Annotated in this window: 15 protein-coding genes; 6 read left to right on the top strand and 9 right to left on the bottom strand. The window is 66.0% G+C overall.

Annotation, left to right across the window (positions count from 1 at the left end; genetic code table 11):
- Positions 1–5 precede the first annotated feature (5 nt).
- From BLW56_RS11185 to BLW56_RS11205, 5 genes are read right to left on the bottom strand one after another with little or no spacing between them, the layout of a single operon-like run.
- Positions 6–1223, bottom strand: coding sequence for a murein hydrolase activator EnvC family protein (locus tag BLW56_RS11185; protein ID WP_093510559.1), 1218 nt, complete (start codon positions 1221–1223; stop codon positions 6–8).
- The gene (locus tag BLW56_RS11190) at positions 1220–1648 is read right to left on the bottom strand and encodes a 23S rRNA (pseudouridine(1915)-N(3))-methyltransferase RlmH (RefSeq protein ID WP_037513908.1); all 429 of its coding nucleotides are present in this window, start codon (positions 1646–1648) and stop codon (positions 1220–1222) included. The genes BLW56_RS11185 and BLW56_RS11190 overlap by 4 nt, the downstream gene beginning before the upstream one ends.
- Before the next feature lie 32 nt (positions 1649–1680).
- Positions 1681–2079 carry a ribosome silencing factor gene (gene rsfS / locus BLW56_RS11195; protein WP_093510560.1) on the bottom strand — a complete coding sequence of 133 codons (399 nt, stop codon included), beginning with the start codon at positions 2077–2079 and terminating at the stop codon, positions 1681–1683.
- Entirely contained in the window at positions 2076–2771 is a 696-nt protein-coding gene (locus BLW56_RS11200) for a nicotinate-nucleotide adenylyltransferase (protein ID WP_093510561.1), read from the bottom strand. The genes rsfS and BLW56_RS11200 overlap by 4 nt, the downstream gene beginning before the upstream one ends.
- Positions 2735–4021 (bottom strand): glutamate-5-semialdehyde dehydrogenase, encoded by a 1287-nt coding sequence (locus BLW56_RS11205; protein WP_093510562.1) that lies wholly within the window; start codon positions 4019–4021, stop codon positions 2735–2737. The genes BLW56_RS11200 and BLW56_RS11205 overlap by 37 nt, the downstream gene beginning before the upstream one ends.
- 79 nt (positions 4022–4100) lie before the next feature.
- On the opposite strand from BLW56_RS11205, the gene BLW56_RS11210 reads away from it, so the two are divergent.
- Both BLW56_RS11210 and BLW56_RS11215 read left to right on the top strand, forming a co-directional pair.
- Positions 4101–5252, top strand: a complete 1152-nt coding sequence (locus tag BLW56_RS11210) for a DUF3667 domain-containing protein (protein ID WP_093510563.1) — start codon at positions 4101–4103, stop codon at positions 5250–5252.
- 55 nt (positions 5253–5307) lie between these two features.
- Positions 5308–6939: an alkaline phosphatase D family protein gene (locus BLW56_RS11215; RefSeq protein ID WP_177175913.1), complete on the top strand. Its 1632-nt coding sequence runs from the start codon at positions 5308–5310 to the stop codon at positions 6937–6939.
- A gap of 14 nt (positions 6940–6953) precedes the next feature.
- Here BLW56_RS11215 and BLW56_RS11220 read toward each other — a convergent pair whose 3' ends face one another.
- Positions 6954–7877, bottom strand: coding sequence for a crotonase/enoyl-CoA hydratase family protein (locus BLW56_RS11220; RefSeq protein WP_093510564.1), 924 nt, complete (start codon positions 7875–7877; stop codon positions 6954–6956).
- Between the two features lie 208 nt (positions 7878–8085).
- Here BLW56_RS11220 and purC point away from each other — a divergent pair, with 208 nt between their 5' ends.
- A complete protein-coding gene (purC, locus tag BLW56_RS11225; RefSeq protein ID WP_093510565.1) occupies positions 8086–8865 on the top strand; it encodes a phosphoribosylaminoimidazolesuccinocarboxamide synthase in 780 nt (259 codons plus the stop codon).
- Between the two features lie 70 nt (positions 8866–8935).
- On the opposite strand, the gene BLW56_RS11230 is transcribed toward purC, so the two are convergent.
- Positions 8936–10924, bottom strand: a complete 1989-nt coding sequence (locus BLW56_RS11230) for a lipoxygenase family protein (protein ID WP_093510926.1) — start codon at positions 10922–10924, stop codon at positions 8936–8938.
- 159 nt (positions 10925–11083) lie between these two features.
- On the opposite strand from BLW56_RS11230, the gene BLW56_RS11235 reads away from it, so the two are divergent.
- The 3 genes from BLW56_RS11235 to BLW56_RS11245 are packed head-to-tail and all read left to right on the top strand — an operon-like array spanning position 11084 to position 15746.
- Positions 11084–12229 carry a GGDEF domain-containing protein gene (locus BLW56_RS11235; RefSeq protein ID WP_256203392.1) on the top strand — a complete coding sequence of 382 codons (1146 nt, stop codon included), beginning with the start codon at positions 11084–11086 and terminating at the stop codon, positions 12227–12229.
- Between the two features lie 42 nt (positions 12230–12271).
- Complete coding sequence (locus BLW56_RS11240) at positions 12272–15166, top strand: M16 family metallopeptidase (RefSeq protein ID WP_093510566.1); 2895 nt, start codon at positions 12272–12274, stop codon at positions 15164–15166.
- Positions 15167–15224: 58 nt separating this feature from the next.
- Positions 15225–15746, top strand: coding sequence for a Slp family lipoprotein (locus BLW56_RS11245; RefSeq protein ID WP_256203427.1), 522 nt, complete (start codon positions 15225–15227; stop codon positions 15744–15746).
- 219 nt (positions 15747–15965) lie between these two features.
- Here the strand turns inward: BLW56_RS11245 and BLW56_RS11250 are convergent, their stop codons facing one another.
- Together BLW56_RS11250 and BLW56_RS11255 are read right to left on the bottom strand one after the other, a co-directional pair.
- Positions 15966–16739: an SDR family NAD(P)-dependent oxidoreductase gene (locus BLW56_RS11250; protein WP_093510568.1), complete on the bottom strand. Its 774-nt coding sequence runs from the start codon at positions 16737–16739 to the stop codon at positions 15966–15968.
- Positions 16736–18217, bottom strand: a complete 1482-nt coding sequence (locus tag BLW56_RS11255) for an AMP nucleosidase (protein ID WP_093510569.1) — start codon at positions 18215–18217, stop codon at positions 16736–16738. The genes BLW56_RS11250 and BLW56_RS11255 overlap by 4 nt, the downstream gene beginning before the upstream one ends.
- Positions 18218–18257 lie beyond the last annotated feature (40 nt).

An 18257-nucleotide genomic window follows, 5' to 3' on the forward strand; every position in this document is an offset into this window, starting at 1 on the left:
GGCGATCAGCCGATCATCGCGACGATATCGACCGGGCGTCCGGCGCGGCGCAGCTCGACGGTGATGCGGCTGTCGTCCGATCCCGCGCGACCGACCGGCGCCCCGGCGTCGAGCGTGTCGCCGACCCCGACCGAAAGCGCGATCATGCCGGTGAGCAACGAGACCCAGCCGCCGCCATGGTCGATGATGACGATCTTGCCATAGCCGCGATAATCGCCGGCAAAGCCGACGCGGCCGGGGGCGGGCGCGACGACCTGGCCGCCCGGGCGCGCCGCGATCGTCACCCCGCGCGACCGCACGCCGCTTTCATTGACCTCGCCCAGCCCCGCGACGATCCGCCCGACGACGGGCAGGCGATAGGCGCCCTGCGTCAGTTCGGCCTCGGCGGCGGCTGCGGGCGGGGCGGCGCTCATAACGCTACCCTCGGGATTGCGCGGGCGCGGCAGCGGCCCGGCGAGCTGGGCAAGCTCGGCGCGCACCGCGCTGTCGGCTTCGAGGCTGTCCATCAGATCGACGATATCGCGCGCTTTCTCACCGAGCCCCAATGCGCGGTCGGCCTCGAGCTGCGCGCTGCTCATCAATTCGCGCGAGCGCAGCCGGCCCTCATTCTCGAGTCGCGTCAGCGCGTCGCGCCGTGCTGCGAGTTGTGTCTTGCTCGTCGAAAGCGCCCGCAGCGCCACCGCCTGTTGCTGCCGCATCGTCTGCAGCGCGGCGAGTTCGCGTCGCGCCCCGGCGGTACGGCGCTCGATCACCGGCATGGCGGCGTCGATCACCGCGCGCGCATGCACCATGTCGGTCAGCGATCCCGGCTGCGCGAGCACGCTGACCGGCGGCTGGCGGCTCAATTGCTGGAGCGAGGCGGCAAGTTCGAGCAAAGGCTGCTGCTGCTGCGCAAGCCGTGCGCGCTGCGCCGAGAGGCGGCGCGTGACGAGCGCGACGCGCGCTTCGCCGGCGCTGATGTCGGCTTCGGCCGACTGGATGCGCGCCGCGAGCGCTGCGCTGCGTTTCTTGAGCCGGTCGGCCTCGCTGACTGCGGCCACCGCCTGTTTTTCGAGCAGCGCGCTGCGCGCCATCGCCGCCGCCGATTGCTGCTTGGCGGCGAGTAACTGGCTGCGTTCGCGCGCGGCGATCGCCTGCGGATCGAAGATGTCGCTCTGCGCCAGCGCGAGCGCGCCGCCCGCAAAAACGGCCGCGATCGCGATGGCGGAAAGCGCGCGCCTCACTGGCGACCTTCGCGGTGATAGGGGTGGTTCGCGACGATGCTGGTCGCGCGCCACAATTGTTCGGCGAGCATCGCACGCGCCATCAGATGCGGCCAGGTCGCACGGCCAAAGGCGATGACCTTGTCGGCGCCCTCGCGTTCCTCGGGGGTGAAACCGTCGGCGGCGCCAAGGCAGAAGCGCGCTTCGCGCACGCCGCCGTCGCGCCATTTTTCGAGCAATTTGGCAAATTCGAGCGACGACATCTGGTCGCCGCCCTCGTCGAGCAGGATGGTACGGCTATTCTCTGCCGCGGCGGGCATGCGACCGCCCGTATCGGGAAGCTCCGAAATCTTCTGCGCCCAAGTCACGCGCTTCATATAGCGCTCGACCAGCTCGGCCTCGGGCCCGCGCCCGATGCGCCCGCGCGCGATGATGTGCAGCAACATATCCGCCGCCTAACCTTCAGGCGGCGGTCACGTCAATTCGCTGCTGCAACCGGGGGCGCGTCGCCGAACGACCACATGCGCTCGAGGTTGTAGAAGCTACGCACCTCGGGGCGGAACAGGTGGACGATGACGTCGCCCGCGTCGAGCAGCACCCAATCGGCGTTGGGCAAGCCTTCGACGCGAACCTGGCGGCCCGCTTCCTGCTTGATCCGCTGCGCCAGTTTCTCGGCAATCGCCGAGACATGGCGCGTCGACCGGCCGCTCGCAATCACCATATGATCGGCGATGCTGCTCTTGCCGGCAAGCGGGATGGAAATGGTTTCCTGGGCCTGATCCTCGTCCAGCTGGTGAAGGATCAGAGCGTGGAGCGCGTCCACATTGTCGTTGGCGGATGCGGCGCCCTTGGCGGCATCCTGGGTGGCGGAGATCAAATGCGTCCTTTCCTGTTCGAATCCACTAGCCGCGAATGCGTCAGCGGGTCGCGCAGCGCGCGGCCAGCATAGCGTTCGAACCAGCGGGGGTTGGCCTGCCGTATTGCAGTTGCGGATCGCACATCGGGCGAAAAACGCAGGAACACGAGGGCAGGCGGTCTCCAGTCCGTCCAGTGAAGTTTCTGGTCCGCGGGCCGGACGAAGCGCCGAAGCCAACCCATCGCCTGCGCGGCATGGGCCCGGCCATTATAGCCCGGACGCGCGATAACCGCAATCGGCATCAATCGCGCGATTTCCCGCCAGTCGCGCCATTCGGGCAGCTGGACCAGATTGTCGGCGCCCATGATCCAGATGAACTGCCGGTTCGGGTAGCGGCCGACGAGCTTTTTGAGCGTATCGATCGTGTAGCGCGTGCCGAGTTCGGCCTCGATCGCGGTCGCGCGAATCGGCGACCGCCGCGCGGCGCGTTGGGCGGAACCGAGGCGGGCGGGCAGCGAGGCCATGCCGGCCTTGGGCTTCAGCGGGTTGCCGGGCGAGACGAGCCACCAGAGCTCATCGAGCCCGAGCGCGTCGATCGCGTTCAAGCTGATCGCGCGGTGCCCGCCATGCGCGGGATTGAAGCTGCCGCCGAGGAGGCCGGTGGGGATTCGGCGCGTCAGGGCCGGACCTGTCCCGTGCCGCGCACCAGCCATTTATAGGTGGTCAGCCCTTCGAGCGCGACGGGGCCGCGCGCGTGGAGGCGGCCGGTGGCGATACCGATTTCGGCGCCGAGGCCGAATTCGCCGCCGTCGGCGAATTGCGTCGAGGCATTGTGCATGACGATCGCGCTGTCGACGCCGGTCAGGAAACGCTCGGCGGTCGCGGCGTCCTCGGTGACGATCGCGTCGGTGTGTCTGCTCGAATGCGTGTCGATATGCGCGAGCGCGCCGGCGAGGCCGTCGACCATGGCGATCGAGACGATCGCGTCGAGATATTCGGTGTCCCAATCGCCTGTCGATGCGGGGTCGACGTGCGGGCTGAGCGCCGCAACCGCCTTGTCGCCGCGCACTTCGCAGCCCGCCTTGACCAGCGCGTCGACGATGGCGAGCGGCGCGGGGTAGGCGCGGTCGATCAGGATCGTCTCGGTCGCGCCGCAGACGCCGGTGCGGCGCATCTTGGCGTTGACCGCCAGTTCGACGGCTTTCGCCGGATCGGCGGCGCCGTCGATATAAAGATGATTGATCCCGTCGAGGTGCGCGAGGACGGGGACGCGCGCCTCGTCCTGCACGCGTGCGACGAGACCCTTGCCGCCGCGCGGGATGATGATGTCGATCAGGCCCTGCGCGCGGAGCATCGCCCCGACCGCGGCGCGGTCCTGCGTCGGCACGAGTTGCACCGCGTCGGCGGGCAGTCCGGCCTCGACCAGCCCCGCAGCGAAGGCCGCGTGGATCTCACGGTTCGAATGCACCGCTTCGCTGCCGCCGCGCAGGATCACGGCATTGCCCGACATCAGCCCGAGCGCCGCGGCGTCGGCGGTCACATTCGGCCGGCTTTCATAGATGATGCCGACGACGCCGAGCGGCACGCGCACCCGGCTGAGCACGAGGCCGTTGGGGCGCCTCACACGGTCGATTTCGGCACCCGAGGGATCGGGCAGCGCCGCGACATCGTCGATCGCATCGGCGATCGCGGCGAGCCGCCCGTCGTCGAGCCGCAGCCGGTCGAGCATCGCACCCGACAGGCCGTTCTTTTGTCCGGCGGCCATATCTTCGGCATTGGCGGCGAGGATGTCGGCGGCACGCGCGCGGATTTGCGCCGCCGCCGCAACCAGTCCGGCCGCCTTGTCCGCCGTCGGCGCGAGCGCGAGCGCCTTCGATGCGATGCGCGCGCGCGCGCCCATGTCGGCGATCAGGGCGGCGGCGTCGCCGGGCATCGGCGGGGCGGTCAGGGCTTCGGCGTTCATGGCGCGGCCACTATCACGTTTTCCGTGACTCTCGAAAGCCCCGTTGCGCGCTGTCGCACGCGGCTTTAGGCAGGGCGCCATGAGCGGGGATATCGAAGGCATCGGGGCGGCGGTGACTGCCGGTTTGGCAGGGCATGCGGTCGAGCCGCGACACGGCGGCGCCGACCATGGTCATGCGCCGCTGCGCTGCCTCAATTGCGGTACGAGCCTTCAGGGCTCGCATTGCCACCATTGCGGGCAGCGCGCCGACGTACACCGCAGTTTCGGGGCGATCGGCCACGACCTGGTCCATGCGATCTTCCATTTCGAGGGCAAGATCTGGAACACATTGCCGCTGCTGTCGTGGCGCCCCGGCGACCTGACGCGGCGTTATATCCATGGCGAGCGCGCGCGCTTCATATCACCGCTCGCGCTGTTCCTGTTTGCGGTCTTCCTGACCTATGCGGTGCTCGCGATGGTGGGCAGCGGCGATTTCGGCAGAGGCTTGAACAACGGCATGGGTTTCGATGAAGCCGTCGCCGAACAAACGCGAACGACCGCGATCAAGGACAGCATGCAGGCCGAAGTCGACCGGATCGACGCCCAGCTTGTCAGAAAGAATCTGCCGGCCGATCAACGCCGCGAGTTGGAGGCCGAACGTGAGGTGCTTCAGAAAAGTGCCGACTATCTCGGCGTTGCGCGCAGCCGCAGCAAGACCGAGCGCGCAGCCGACCGCGCTGCAGGGCCGCCGGTCCTCGATAGCCCCGTCGCGCAGGTGCGGACGAGCGCCGATTTCATTTCGCAAAACAAGATCGATACCGGCGTCGCTTTTATCGATCACGGGCTGCAAAAGGCGTTCGCGAACCCGGCGCTCGTCCTCTATAAATTGCAGGCGAACGCCTATAAATTCGCCTGGGCGCTGATCCCGCTGTCGCTGCCTTTCATGTGGCTGCTCTTTCCGTTCAGCCGCCGCTTTCACACCTACGACCATTTCGTCTTCGTCACTTATTCGATCAGCTTCATGCTGCTCCTGTTCGTTGCGGTGCGACTGCTGAACCTGACGATCTTTGGCGATATCGCGACCTTCTTCGCGATGCTGTACGTGCCGTTTCACATGTATCGCCAGCTTCGCGGCGCTTATCGTTCGTCGCGATTCGGATCGCTCGTGCGCGCGGCGCTGCTTCTGTTTTTCAGCTTGTTTTCGGTTATCTGGTTCATGCTGCTGTTGTTGGCACTGGGGATCAGCGGATAGGCGCGAAGCTGTAACAAAGACCGGCCACAGACCCGGCGACGCGGGAGGATATGCGATGCATCAGCTGTGGAACGAAATCGATCGCCGTTTGCTCATCAAGCTCGGCACAGCGGGCCTCGCCGCGCTGTCGCTGCCCGGTGCGGCGCGCGCGATGATGGCGCAGGGCTTTACCCATGGCGTCGCGAGCGGCGAACCCGGGCCACATTCGGTGCTGCTGTGGACGCGCTATGCGGCGGCGAACGATGTGACGCTGACCGCCGAAGTTTCAGAGCGCGAGGATTTTTCGAAGGTCGTGGCTGGCGGAAGCGTCGTCGCGACAGGCGAGCGCGACCATACCGCGAAGCTGGTCGTCGACGGGCTGAAGCCCGGCCGCTGGTATCATTACCGTTTCGTCGCTCCCGATGGCAGCAAGTCGGTGACCGGCCGCACGCGTACCTTGCCGCAGGGATCGACCAAGGCGTTCAATCTGGCGCTCTTTTCCTGCTCGAACATGCCGTTCGGCTGGTTCACCGCCTATGGCCATGCCGCGGCGCGCGGCGACATCGACCTCGTCGCGCATGTCGGCGACTATCTCTATGAATATAAGGTCGGCGACTATCCCTCGGCCAAGGACGCCCTTCCGGGGCGCGAGATCCAGCCCGCGCACGAGATCGTCGTGCTCGCCGACTATCGGCTGCGCTATGCCGCCTATCGCACCGATCCCGACCTGCAGAAGCTGCACCAGCTTTTTCCCATGATCGCGCAATGGGACGATCATGAATTCGCGAACGACGTCTGGAAGGGCGGTGCCGAAAATCACAATGAGGGCGAGGGCGAATGGTCCGCGCGCATGGCCGCTGCCGAGCGCGCCTATTACGAGTGGATGCCCGTCGCCGACAAGCGCTGGCGCCAATATCAGGTTGGCGATCTCGCGACGATCTTCCTTCCCGAAACGCGCGTGACGGCGCGCGATCGCCAGTTCGAGGTCGATGAGATTGTTGCTGGCGGCGGCGACGCCGCAGCGAAGCTCAAGACCTTCGCCGAAACCGGCTATCGCGACCCTGCGCGCCAGATGCTTGGCACCGAACAGGAAAAGTGGCTGTTCGACGGCTTCGCCGCGTCGACAAAAGCCGGAACGCGCTGGCAGGTCTGCGCGCAGCAGGTGGTGATGGGTACGCTGTTTACCCCGCCCGAAACGCGCGACTGGTTTGGCGGCGAACAGCCCGATTATGTCCGTCGCCGGGTCGAGGCGGGGCAACTCGCAGCCAAGGCCGGGCTGCCGCTCAACCTCGACGCGTGGGACGGATATCCCGCTGCGCGCAGCCGCCTGCTGGCCGCGGCGCAGCGCGCCGACGCCGATCTGGTCACGCTGACCGGCGACACGCACAACGCCTGGGCTTTCGACCTCGCCGAGGACGGCCGCCCGGCGGGGATCGAAATCGCCGGGCAGAGCGTGACCTCGCCCGGATATGAAAGCTATATTCGCGGCGTTTCCGATGAGGCGCGCGTCACCGCGCTCCGCCGCTCCTCGCCGCAGCTCAAATGGGCGAATACCGCCGATCGCGGCTATGTGACCGTGCAATTCTCGCCCGAGCGGGTGACGGCGAACTGGCATAGCGTCGAAACGATCCGCGCGCGTTCGCTGGCGTTGAAGGGCACGCACAGCATGACCGCGGAGCGCGGGCGGCGCGTTTATAACGCCGCCTGATCGCGGTCGCGGTCTCAGCTATAGGGCGGCGTATCCTCGAACTCGGCGAACCACGGGTAGTCGTCCGCGACGCTGACGGTGAAGTTGGCGGGTCGCTTTTCGAGGAAGCTCGACACGCCCTCGGCGGCATCGGCGCTGCGTCCGCGTGCGAAGATCACGCGGCTGTCCCAGCGGTGCGCGCTCATCGGATGCGGTGCGCCGAGCATCCGCCACAGCATGTGGCGGGTGAGCGCGACCGAGACCGGGGCGCTATGCTCGGTGAGTTCGCGCGCTTTGGCGATCGCGGCGTCGACGAGATCTCCGGGGGCGTGGACCGATTGCACGAGGCCCTTTTCATGCGCTTCGGCGGCATCGATCAGGCGGCCCGAATAGCACCAATCGACGGCATTCTGGATGCCGACAAGCCGCGGCAGGAACCAGCTCGACGCCGCCTCGGGGACGATGCCGCGACGCGCGAAGACGAAGCCGTAGCGTGCGGTCTCACTCGCGAGGCGTGCGTCCATCGACAGCGTCATCGTCGCGCCGATGCCGACCGCGGCGCCGTTGATCGCGCCCAGGACCGGTTTTTTGCAGTCGAAGATGCGCATCGACACGCGGCCGCCCGAATCGCGGATCAGCGGGTGCGACCAGTCGATCGTGCCATCTTCGGCGACCGGGCTCGCCGACATGCCGTCGGGCAGGATCGCCTGCTTGTCGGTACGCTTGTCATAATCGAAGGTCGCCGCGCCCTGACCGAGGTCGGCGCCGGCGCAATAGGCGCGGTCGCCCGATCCGGTGAAGATCACCGCGCGCACGCCGTCGTCCGCGTCGCATTCGTCGAGCGCGGCGACGATCTCCATCATCATTTCGGTGGTGAAGGCGTTCATCCGGTCGGGCCGGTGCAGCGTCAGCAGTGCGATGCCCTCGTGGCGGTCGAGGCGAATCTGGTCGAAGCTCATCCATCTCTCTCCTTGGTTTCCGGCGCAGCGTTGCAAGCGATGGCGTCCAAAGCAAGCACTTTACGTAAACGTAAGGCAAAGGGTGTCATGGCGGGGATGACGCGCCCGACCTTTGTCGCTATAGGCGCCCCATCGCCCCGGCGGCGCGCCTCCTGCTGAGTCGCTTTGCCGGGGCCATTCATTTGGTTCCGACAGAAAGTTTGCGCCCATGTCCCGTCGCCGCCAGATTTACGAAGGCAAAGCGAAGATCCTCTATGAGGGCCCCGAACCGGGCACGCTGATCCAGTATTTCAAGGATGATGCGACCGCGTTCAACGCCCAGAAAAAGGGCACGATCAGCGGCAAGGGCGTGCTCAACAACCGGATTTCGGAGCATGTCTTCACGCTGCTCGGCAATATCGGCGTGCCCACCCATTTCATCCGCCGCCTCAACATGCGCGAGCAGCTGATCCGGCAGGTCGAGATTGTGCCGATCGAAGTGATCGTGCGCAACGTCGCCGCGGGCACGCTGTCGAAGCGCCTCGGCATCGAGGAAGGCACGCAGCTTCCCCGCACGCTGATCGAATATTGCTACAAGGACGACGCGCTCGGCGATCCGCTGGTGGCTGAAGAGCATATCGCCTGCTTCAACTGGTGCAGCCAGGACGAGCTTCACGACATCCAGGACATGGCGATCCGCATCAACGACTTCATGTCGGGCATGTTCGCCGCGGTCGGCATCCGCCTCGTCGACTTCAAGCTCGAATTCGGGCGGCTGTATGAAGGCGATTTCAGCCGCATCATCCTCGCCGACGAGATCAGCCCCGACGGCTGCCGTTTGTGGGACATGACGACGAACGAAAAGCTCGACAAGGACCGTTTCCGCCGCGACCTCGGCGGCGAAGTCGAAGCCTATCAGGAAGTCGCGCGCCGACTGGGCCTGCTGCCCGAGGGCAGCGAGAATGCGGTGCTCGACCTCGAAAGCCACCGGAAGAAAAAGGGCAGCTGATCCGGCGAAGGCCGGATGCCCTCATTACCGAACGTACGAACCCCGGCTTTCGCCGGGGTTCTTTTTTGCGTCAGATATTGATGCTGGTCGGGATCAGGCTCGGTTGCAGATAGGGATAGGGCTGCATCCGCTCGGCATTGCGCGCGACGATTTCCGCCTCGACGTCTTTGAGCGCCGCCTGAAACCACGCCAGCGGCCCTTCGGTGCCCGTGACGCGCGAATCCTGAAACCAGGCCGGATAGGGAAAGGCGTTGCTGCGATAGTCGCCGAGCGGGCGATAATGCACCGATCCCAGCAGTTCGAGCACGTTCAATTGTTCGAGCGCAAGCGCCATCGGCGGCATCATTGCGAGCCACCCCGTCTTGTCGTGTCCGCGCTGGCCGTTCGGGGCCGCCTGCCAGCCCGCGCCGGTGACGGCGGGGGCAAAGGCCATGATATCCTTTTGCGGGAAGTTGACCGCGGCATGCTGCGCGCTCGCGGTGAACATCACCATCGTACAGATTTCGGCAAGCTGCGCGCGCGTCGAGATCGTGCCGAAGCCTTTGATCTTGGCCTCGCCCGCGAGACACGTCGCCCAAGCAGTCAGCTCGGTGTCGGCGACGACATCGGCGTCATGCGCATAATATAGACCGACATATTGCCGCGCCCATTCGTGAATTGCGTCCCAGACGAGCAGGGCGTCGTCGCGATAGGGATAGTCGGCGAGGGCTGAATCGACATCGACGCCGCGCGCGGCAAAGTCGGCGCGCGGGATCTTGCCGTAGAAATCGAACGCGAGACGCGCATCGACCGCGGCGAGCTGGCTCGACGCGATCGTGCCCGCGAAAATATGGTCGATCGGACCGTTCGCCGCGATCAGCGAGGTTGCCGCCTGTTCGTTGATGAACAACGTGCCCTCGAAATGCGGGACGAGCAGCGCCCACACCGGATGCACCTCGGCCAGATGGCGGTGCGTCGCGACCGCGAAGGCTTCGATCACCAGATGGGTGCGCGCGAGATGCGCGAACAGCTCGTGATAATTGCCGTCGGCGACCTGCACGACGAACTTCGCCATCTCCCATCCCCATATCTTGTCGGCGACGGGCGAGGGGGTGAAAATCGCAAAGTCGATCGGATCCTGTCCGCACTGGATGGCGACGGGAACGAGCGACGAACCGCCCGGCGGCACGGCGAACAAGGCCATCGGCTGCCAGATATATTTTGCTTCGGTCCCATAGGTGCCGGGGTCGATCAGGGCGAGCGGGGCATAGTCGAGCATGAAGAGGCGTCCATCGGCGAGCGCGGCGCTCAGCGTATCGCCGTTCACCACCGCGCTATATTTCGCTGCGCTCAACGGGAAGTTGGCGGGCAGGGCGTCGCCCACCGCGGTGATCAACATGCAGTTCGGACCCTGTACGCGCAGGCGCGCGAACTCGCTGTCGTCCTGGAACATATAGCTGACGCCCGGAACGGGCAGCGTCGCGAACAGCGCGCGATAGGCTTCGATGCTGCGCACCGTCTTGCTGCCGAGACCGTCGGCATCCTCGACTTTCATCAGATCTTCGAGGCGGTCCTTATAACCCTTGAGCAAGGCGACATGCACATCGCGTTCGGCTGCGGCGACCGCATTCTCGACATCGCCCACGATGCGCTCAAAGATATTGCCGCCCGTGTGGACGCCATGCTCGGCCGCGATCTTTGCCGCCGATGCTTCGATCGCGTCGCATTCGACCAGGGCGGCCTCATATTCGGCGCGCGGGTTGGTCAGTTCGCCCTTGTCGACCCCGCCGAGCTTTACCGTCAGCGCGTTGCGCACGATGTCGAGCCCGACGCCGATCAGGATGACGAACCAGGCGATCGTCGGCTCGTCATTCTTTGGCACGCTGGTGGCGAGCGGGACGCCGGGCAGGGTCGGGACGTCGGTCGTCCATGTATAGACGGCCTGCGTCGCGGTGAGCTGTGCCGCGCGCGCCGCCTGCTGCGCCGGCGTATCATTCTGCGGAAGCGTCGGGTCGGCCGCGGGCATCGGCACGGTCGACGAAGCGGTGGGCGAAATCAGCGGCGACATCGGATAGGACATGGTGTGGCTCCCGTCGGGCACGAAAAATATGGCGGTCGCTATCGCCAAACATGGTTAATATTTCGCAAGCCACGCAATCGTGTGGAGCCGTTAGGTGAGTGATAAGACAGGTTTTCATTCCTTAACTTCTGTTTTACCCGGCATTGCTATCCCCCCTCCATGACGGGGGTCTATCACTGGCTGCGCACGCGCTTCTTTCCGCCGATTCCGGACGCGATTCGGGACGATGTCGCCTTGCTGCGCGCCAATCGCGTCGAAACGCTGACCCCGATGCTGTTCCTGATGCTGGCGGCGACGACGCCGACCGCCATCTATGCCGGGGTCGACACGGTTCACCCGATCGTCCGCATCGGTTTCCCGGTCACGCTCGCGATCGTCGGCCTGCTCGGCTTCGTCTTCCTGATCCACAACCGCGGCCGGCGGATGAGCCTCCGCCGCGCGCGGCGGATGATCAAGGAATCGATGTGGCTGTCGGGGACGACGGGCGCGATGTGCAGCGCATGGACGGTGATCAACTGGCTCGCCGCGCCGCCCGCGACGCACAGTTACTATGCGATGATCATGGCGATGGGCTCGCTGGCGACCGCTTATTGCCTGTCGTCGATCCGCCTTGCGACCTTCATCAACCTGCTCATCGGGCTGGTGCCGATCTCGTTCCTGATGCTGACCTCGGGCAACCCGCCCGAAATTGCGGCGGGAACAAGCCTCGTCGTCGCGACGATCTTCCTGCTCCGCATGATCCTGCAGCAGCACGACCAGTTGATCGACCTGCTCCAGCTCCAGCACCAGATGCGCGACCTCGCACACACCGATCCGCTCACCGGCCTCGCCAACCGCCGCGAGTTCGACATGCGGCTCGACGAGGAAATTGCGAAAGGCGATGCGGCAAACCCGTTCGCGATCGCGTTGCTCGACCTCAACGGCTTCAAGCCGATCAACGACCAGCACGGCCACGCCATCGGCGACGGTGTGTTGTGCGAGCTGGCCGAGCGCCTCCGCCGCGCGTGCGGCGACCATGCGGTCGTCGCGCGGCAGGGGGGCGATGAGTTCGCGATCCTCGTGCCCGCCGGTTCGATCCTGCTCAAAACCTCGCTCGCCGACCATGTTCTCGCCGCGCTTGCCGCGCCTTATCGCATCGGCGGCCGATCAATCGGTGTCGGCGCCGGCATCGGCACCGCGAACTGGCCCGAGCATGGCGACAGCGCGCGCAAATTGCTCGAAGTCGCCGACCGCGCGCTCTATGCGGCGAAAGCCGCCGATCGTGCGAAGACGTCGTCTGTCGAAAGCATCGGCCGGGTCGCGTAACAGGCGCTTGACCGCCCGAAGGGCGGTGGCCACATCTGGTGCATGACCAAATCCCTTGTCCGGCGCGCTTCGACCGCGCTGTCGCCCCTCGTCTTCCTCATCGCCAGCACCGCTCCCGCCTATGCGAAGGAAGCGCCTGTCAAAGCGGCGGTGCCGGTCGCAGCCAATCCGCAGAGCGAGGCGGCCAAGGCGTGGAACTTCGCGGCGAGCGACGTGTCGGTCGATCCGAACATCGTCTTCGGCGTGCTACCCAACGGGATGAAATATGCGCTGCTGAAAAACTCGACGCCGAAGGACAGCGTCGTGCTGCGCATGCGCTTCGCGGTCGGCAGCTTTGCCGAGGCCGAGGACCAGCGCGGGCTTGCCCATTTTCTCGAGCATATGGCGTTCAACGGATCGACCAATGTGCCCGAGGGTGAAATGATCAAGCTACTCGAACGCAAGGGGCTGGCATTCGGCGCCGACACCAACGCCTCGACCGGTTTCGACGAGACGGTCTACAAGCTCGACTTGCCCAATGCGTCGGACGACCTGATCGACACCGGGCTGATGCTGATGCGCGAGACGGGCGGCAATCTGACCATCGATCCCGCCGCGGTCGACCGCGAACGCGGGATCATCCTGTCCGAGCGGCGCGCGCGCGACACCTATCAGCTGCGCAACCTGATCGACCAGCTCGATTTCCAGATGCAGGGGATGAACGTCGCGAACCGCATCCCGGTCGGCACCGAAGAGGTGATCAAGACCGCCCCTGCGTCGCGCATCCGCGACCTTTACGACCGCTATTACCGTCCCGAGCGCGCGACGCTGGTGATGGTCGGCGATTTCGATCCCGCGACGGTCGAGGCGAAGATCAAGGCGCGCTTTGCCGACTGGAAGGGGCGCGGCCCCGCCGGTCCCGACCCCGATATCGGCAATGTCGATTATAAGCGCGCCGCCGCCGCGGACGATTTCATCGATCCCGCAATCCAGGATTCGGTGACGATTGCGAGCTTCAAACCCTGGGTCGACGAGTCCGACACCAAGGCGAAGCGCGCGCGCAAGCTCGCCGAAGATGTCGGCGAAGCGATCATCAGCCGCCGTCTTGCGAAGATCGCGCTGAACGAGGATTCGCCGATCCTGACCGGCTATTTCAGCGATGCCGAGGGCTGGAAGAAATTCGATCAGGTCACCATCGGCGCGGTCGCCAAGGAGGGCGCTTGGAAAGAGGCGCTCGCGCTCGTCGAGCAGGAACAGCGCCGTGCCGTCGAGCATGGCTTCACGCAGGCCGAAGTCGACGAGCAGGTCGCGAACCGCCGCACCGCGCTCAAAAATGCCGTCGCGGGGGTCACGACGCGGCGCAGCGACGGTCTGGCCGACACGCTGATCGCGGCGGCCGATGGGGATTTCGTCTTCGTTCGCCCCGAAACCTCGCAGATTTTGTTCGAGGCGACCGCGCCTTCGCTGACCGCGGCGGCGGTCAGCGCGGCCTTTCGCAAACGGATGGAAGGGCTGAGCGCGCCGCTCGCGCGCGTCTCGGCGAAAAAACCGATCGAGGGCGGTACGGCCGCGATCCTCGCCGATCTACAGGCGTCGACAACGGTCGCGGTCGCCGCGCCGACCGAGGCGGCCAACGCCGCCTTCGCCTATGACAGTTTCGGCACGCCCGGGAAAATCGTCAGCGACGAACGCGTCGAGGATCTGGGCATCCGCCGCATCCGGTTCGCGAACAATGTGATGCTTAACATCAAGACGACCGATTTCCAGAAGGACAAGGTCATGCTGTCGCTGCGCGTCGACGGCGGCACTCTGCTCGCGACGCGCGACGATCCGACCAGGGTATCGCTCGCGGGCTCGCTGATGCTCGGCGGGCTCGAGGCGCACAGCCTCGACGATCTGCGCTCGATCCTTGCCGGCAAGACGATCAGCCCGGTGTTCGGCAACTCGACTGATGCCTTTGGCGGGTCGGCGCTGACCTCGCCCGAGGATTTCGCGTTGCAGGCCAAGCTGATGGCGGCGTACCTGACCCACCCCGGCTATCGCGCCGACGGACTCGCGCTGATCCGCCGCGTGTTGCCGCAGCAATATGCCGCGAACGACGCGACTCCGGCGGCGGTGCTCGGCCGCGACGTCGGCGGCATTCTCGCGAATGACGATCCGCGCGCGCAGACGCCGCCGCTCGAAAAGGTGATGGCGCTCGACTGGGCGCAACTGAAGCCCGTCATCGCCGACAGTTTCGCGCATGGCGCGATCGAGATCGGCGTCGTCGGCGATATCGGCGAACAGTCGGCTATCGACGCCATTGCCGCGACCTTTGGCGCGCTGCCCGAGCGGCGTGCGGCCTTCGATCCGCGCGTCGACGCGCGTGTTCGGCAATATGCGGCCGACCGCAGCGAACGCACGCTGATCCACAAGGGGCCTACCGAACAGGCGGAACTGCGCGTCTATTGGCCGGCGCGCGACGACAGCGACCTTGCCGAGGCGATGCAGCTCACCCTGTTGTCGCGCGTGATGCAACTGATGCTGACCGAGGAACTGCGCGAGAAGCTTGGCGAAAGCTATAGCCCCGGCGCGGCCGCGAGCCTGTCCGACGAGTTTCCGGGCTATGGTCACCTCTTTGCGGCGAGCAATGTCGATTACAAGGATCTGGCAACGACGCGCGCGGCGATCTTCGCGATCGCGGGAGAATTGCGCGACAAGCCCGTCGATCCCGACCTGCTCGACCGCGCGCGCAAGCCGCTGCTCGAAGCGATGGTGAAATCGCGGCGCGAGAACAGCTATTGGCTCAACTATGTTTCGGAAGCGGCGAGCCACGCCGATCGCCTCGACCGTAGCCGAAAGGGGATTGGCGAGGTCGAGGCGGCGACGCCGGCTGAGCTGCAGGCACTCGCGAAGCGCTATCTGGTCGATGACAAGGCGCTGGTGATCAAGGCGGTTAGCGACAAGGCGGGCAAATAACGGGCCGCGGGACGTGCCAGGCATGCAATGGAAGCCGGCGATAGCGCTCGTGGCCCTGATGTTGGCGCCGTTCGGCGCGTCGGTAGCCGCAAGGAGCCAGCCTGTAGAGGCGGCGCCGGCGGCCAGCGACGAGCAGGACGAAGCTTCGCGCGAAATCGAAACGCTCCGCGCGGTCGAAGTTACGCCGCTGGTGCCCGACGAGGCGCTGGACAAACGGCATGTCGGCAAATTGGTACGCTGGGCCGGCGCGATTTATGGCATCGACGGGCGCTGTCTGACGATCCTCTTCGCACGCAGCGGCGATCATGGCGAGCCGCGCTGGACCGCCGAACCGACCTATCAGGCGTTCGTCGCCTGCGGATCGGGCGGTTACGACCCCGAGCTTGTGCAGGCGCACACCAATGTCACGATCATCGGCCGGGTCACCGGCAAGCAATATATCGGGATGGGCGGCGGCGGGGCGGACGGCCCCGTGCTTCGTATCGAGAAACTATATCGCTGGTCGGATTGCCTGGCAGGCGACGACAGCCCGATATGCAAGCGGGGCTTTCTGGAGCCCGGGCCTGTCGAGGAAGAATGAGCGTTGGAAACGGCATTGCGCCACCCCGGTTCGATTGATCACAGCTGATCTGGAAGTAATGGCGGTTGGCGACCGATTGCGGACGTTCGGCCTCCTATACTTCGTCATTCCCGCGAAAGCGGGAACCCAGCGATAGGCCCGCCGACGGCCGCTCTAGGTTCCCGCTTTCGCGGGAATGACGAAGATAGAGATGGCAGCTCCCCACCCCAAAGCAGCCCCTTACGCATTCCGCGCCATCAGCCCGCCGTCGACGGGAATCACCGCGCCGGTGATGTAGCTCGCCGCGGGCAGCACGAGGCTGAGCGTCACATGCGCGACCTCTTCGGGTTCGCCATAGCGGCGGAGCGCGGTGCGGCGTTTCGCAAAAACGGCCTTGTCCTCCTCGGGCACCTTGTCGGTCATGCCGGTGCGGATCGGGCCGGGACAAATGCAGTTGACGGTGATGCCCTCTTTGCCAAGGTCGACCGCGAGGCCACGGGTCAGGCCGGTGACGCCGGTCTTGGCGGCGACATAGGGCGTATCGCCGGGGGTCGCGCCGAGCCCTTCGGTCGAGGCGATGTTGACGATGCGCGGCGCGTCGCTCTTGCGAAGGTAAGGCAGCGCGGCGCGGACCATGCGCTGGTGCGCGGTCAGCATCACCGCGAGCGCGCGGTGCCAGATCGCCTCATATTCATCCTCGGCGTCGAGCGGGGCGAAGCTGGAGACGCCGGCGTTGTTGATCAGGATATCGATGCCGCCGAGATGTTCGGCGATTGCGGTGACGGTGCGTTTGATCGCCTCACCGTCGGCGACGTCGAGCGCGAAGGCCTTGGCGCTCGGTCCGGCTTCATCAGCCACGGCTTGGCAGGCGGTGAGGTCGAGATCGGTGACCGCTACCTTCGCGCCTTCGCTGGCAAGGAGCAGCGCGGTCGCGCGGCCCATGCCGCTCGCGGCACCGGTGACGATCGCGACGCGGCCGGCGATGGAGCGCGAACGGTCCGGCGCCGCGCTCAACGGAAGGGCGGTTCGTTGAAGGCGCGGAGTTTGCGGCTGTGGAGCTTGGCGCCCTCGTCGCGCATCGTCTCGCACGCGCGGATGCCGATCTGGAGGTGCGCGGCGATCGCTTCCTCGTAAAAGCGGTTCGCCTGTCCGGGCAGCTTGAGTTCGCCGTGGAGCGGCTTGTCGCTGACGCAGAGCAAGGTGCCGTAGGGCACGCGGAAGCGGTAGCCCTGCGCCGAGATCGTTGCGCTTTCCATGTCGATGCCGATTGCGCGCGACTGCGAGAAGCGCAGCGCGCTGTCGGTGTAGCGCAGTTCCCAGTTGCGGTCGTCGGTGGTGACGACCGTGCCGGTGCGCATGCGTTTCTTGAGGTCGGCGCCGGTCGCGCCCGAGACCGCCTCGGCGGCGCTTGCCAATGCCTGTTGCACTTCAGCGATCGGCGGGATCGGAATGGCGACCGGCAGCACCGCGTCGAGGATATGATCGTCGCGCAGATACGCGTGGGCGAGGACATAGTCGCCGATGCGCTGGCTGGGGCGGAGCCCGCCGCAGTGGCCGATCATCAGCCATGCCTCGGGACGCAGCACCGCGAGATGGTCGCAGATCGTCTTGGCGTTCGACGGGCCGACGCCGATGTTGACGAGCGTGATGCCGCCGCCGTCGGGCGCGATCAGGTGATAGGCGGGCATCTGGTGCCGTCGCCACGCGCTGTCGGCGACGAGCGCGCTGGCGTTGACGCCGGGCTGGTCGACATAGAGGCCTGCGGCGCCTGCGAGTGCGGTGTAGCGGCCTTGTCCGACCTGCGCCCCCGCCCAGGCGACGAATTCGTCGACGTAGCGGTGATAGTTGGTGAACAGGATGTAGCGCTGGAAATGCTCGGGCGCGGTGCCGGTATAGTGGCGGAGGCGCGCGAGGCTGAAGTCGGTGCGCAGCGCGTCGAACAGCGCAAGCGGCTGCGACGCGGCGGGGTCGGCGCCGAACAGGCCGTCGGCAAGCTCGTCGCCGATGTCCGCGAGCTCGGTCGTCGGGAAGTGGCGCGCGAGTTCGAGCGGGGTGACGCCGCCCATGTCCGACCCGTCGCTGGCGTCGAGCACATAAGGGAAGGGGATCTGTTGCCCGGTGCGGGTGACTTCGAGCGTGATGTCATAATGCTCCGCGAGCAGGGTGAGCTGTTCGCGGAGATAGTCGGCGAACAGATCGGGGCGGGTCACTGTCGTGACGAAGGTGCCTGCGCGTTCGAATTGGCCGAAGGCGAGATTGTGCGCGGTCTGCCCCTCGCGTTGCTCGCCGGTGGTGGTGAGGCGGATCGCGGGATAGTCGAACAGTCCCTTCGCCGCGGCGTCGGCCGGCGGCAAAGTGCGGTCGCGGACATAGTCGGCGATGGCGGATTTGAGATTGGTGACCGAGGTGCGGAACTTGTCCTGAAGCTCGGCGATGATCCCTTCAACGAGGGCGGCGGGATCGGTGGTTTCTTGCGATGAGTTCACTGTCATCGCGACGCTGTTGCACGAAAATATGACAAAAGGGAAGAGG

Origin of the sequence: Sphingopyxis sp. YR583, from assembly GCF_900108295.1 — a bacterium.
In the GTDB taxonomy this organism is placed as follows: Bacteria; Pseudomonadota; Alphaproteobacteria; order Sphingomonadales; family Sphingomonadaceae; genus Sphingopyxis.

Bases quoted from the DNA above. Each gene is read 5' to 3' on its own strand.
- BLW56_RS11190 (WP_037513908.1), bottom strand. From the start codon at position 1,648: ATGTTGCTGCACATCATCGCGCGCGGGCGCATCGGGCGCGGGCCCGAG.
- BLW56_RS11200 (WP_093510561.1), bottom strand. From the start codon at position 2,771: ATGGCTGGTGCGCGGCACGGGACAGGTCCGGCCCTGACGCGCCGAATC.
- BLW56_RS11205 (WP_093510562.1), bottom strand. From the start codon at position 4,021: ATGAACGCCGAAGCCCTGACCGCCCCGCCGATGCCCGGCGACGCCGCC.
- BLW56_RS11210 (WP_093510563.1), top strand. From the start codon at position 4,101: ATGAGCGGGGATATCGAAGGCATCGGGGCGGCGGTGACTGCCGGTTTG.
- BLW56_RS11215 (WP_177175913.1), top strand. From the start codon at position 5,308: ATGCATCAGCTGTGGAACGAAATCGATCGCCGTTTGCTCATCAAGCTC.
- BLW56_RS11220 (WP_093510564.1), bottom strand. From the start codon at position 7,877: ATGAGCTTCGACCAGATTCGCCTCGACCGCCACGAGGGCATCGCACTG.
- purC (WP_093510565.1), top strand. From the start codon at position 8,086: ATGTCCCGTCGCCGCCAGATTTACGAAGGCAAAGCGAAGATCCTCTAT.
- BLW56_RS11230 (WP_093510926.1), bottom strand. From the start codon at position 10,924: ATGTCCTATCCGATGTCGCCGCTGATTTCGCCCACCGCTTCGTCGACC.
- BLW56_RS11235 (WP_256203392.1), top strand. From the start codon at position 11,084: ATGACGGGGGTCTATCACTGGCTGCGCACGCGCTTCTTTCCGCCGATT.
- BLW56_RS11240 (WP_093510566.1), top strand. From the start codon at position 12,272: ATGACCAAATCCCTTGTCCGGCGCGCTTCGACCGCGCTGTCGCCCCTC.
- BLW56_RS11245 (WP_256203427.1), top strand. From the start codon at position 15,225: ATGTTGGCGCCGTTCGGCGCGTCGGTAGCCGCAAGGAGCCAGCCTGTA.
- BLW56_RS11255 (WP_093510569.1), bottom strand. From the start codon at position 18,217: ATGACAGTGAACTCATCGCAAGAAACCACCGATCCCGCCGCCCTCGTT.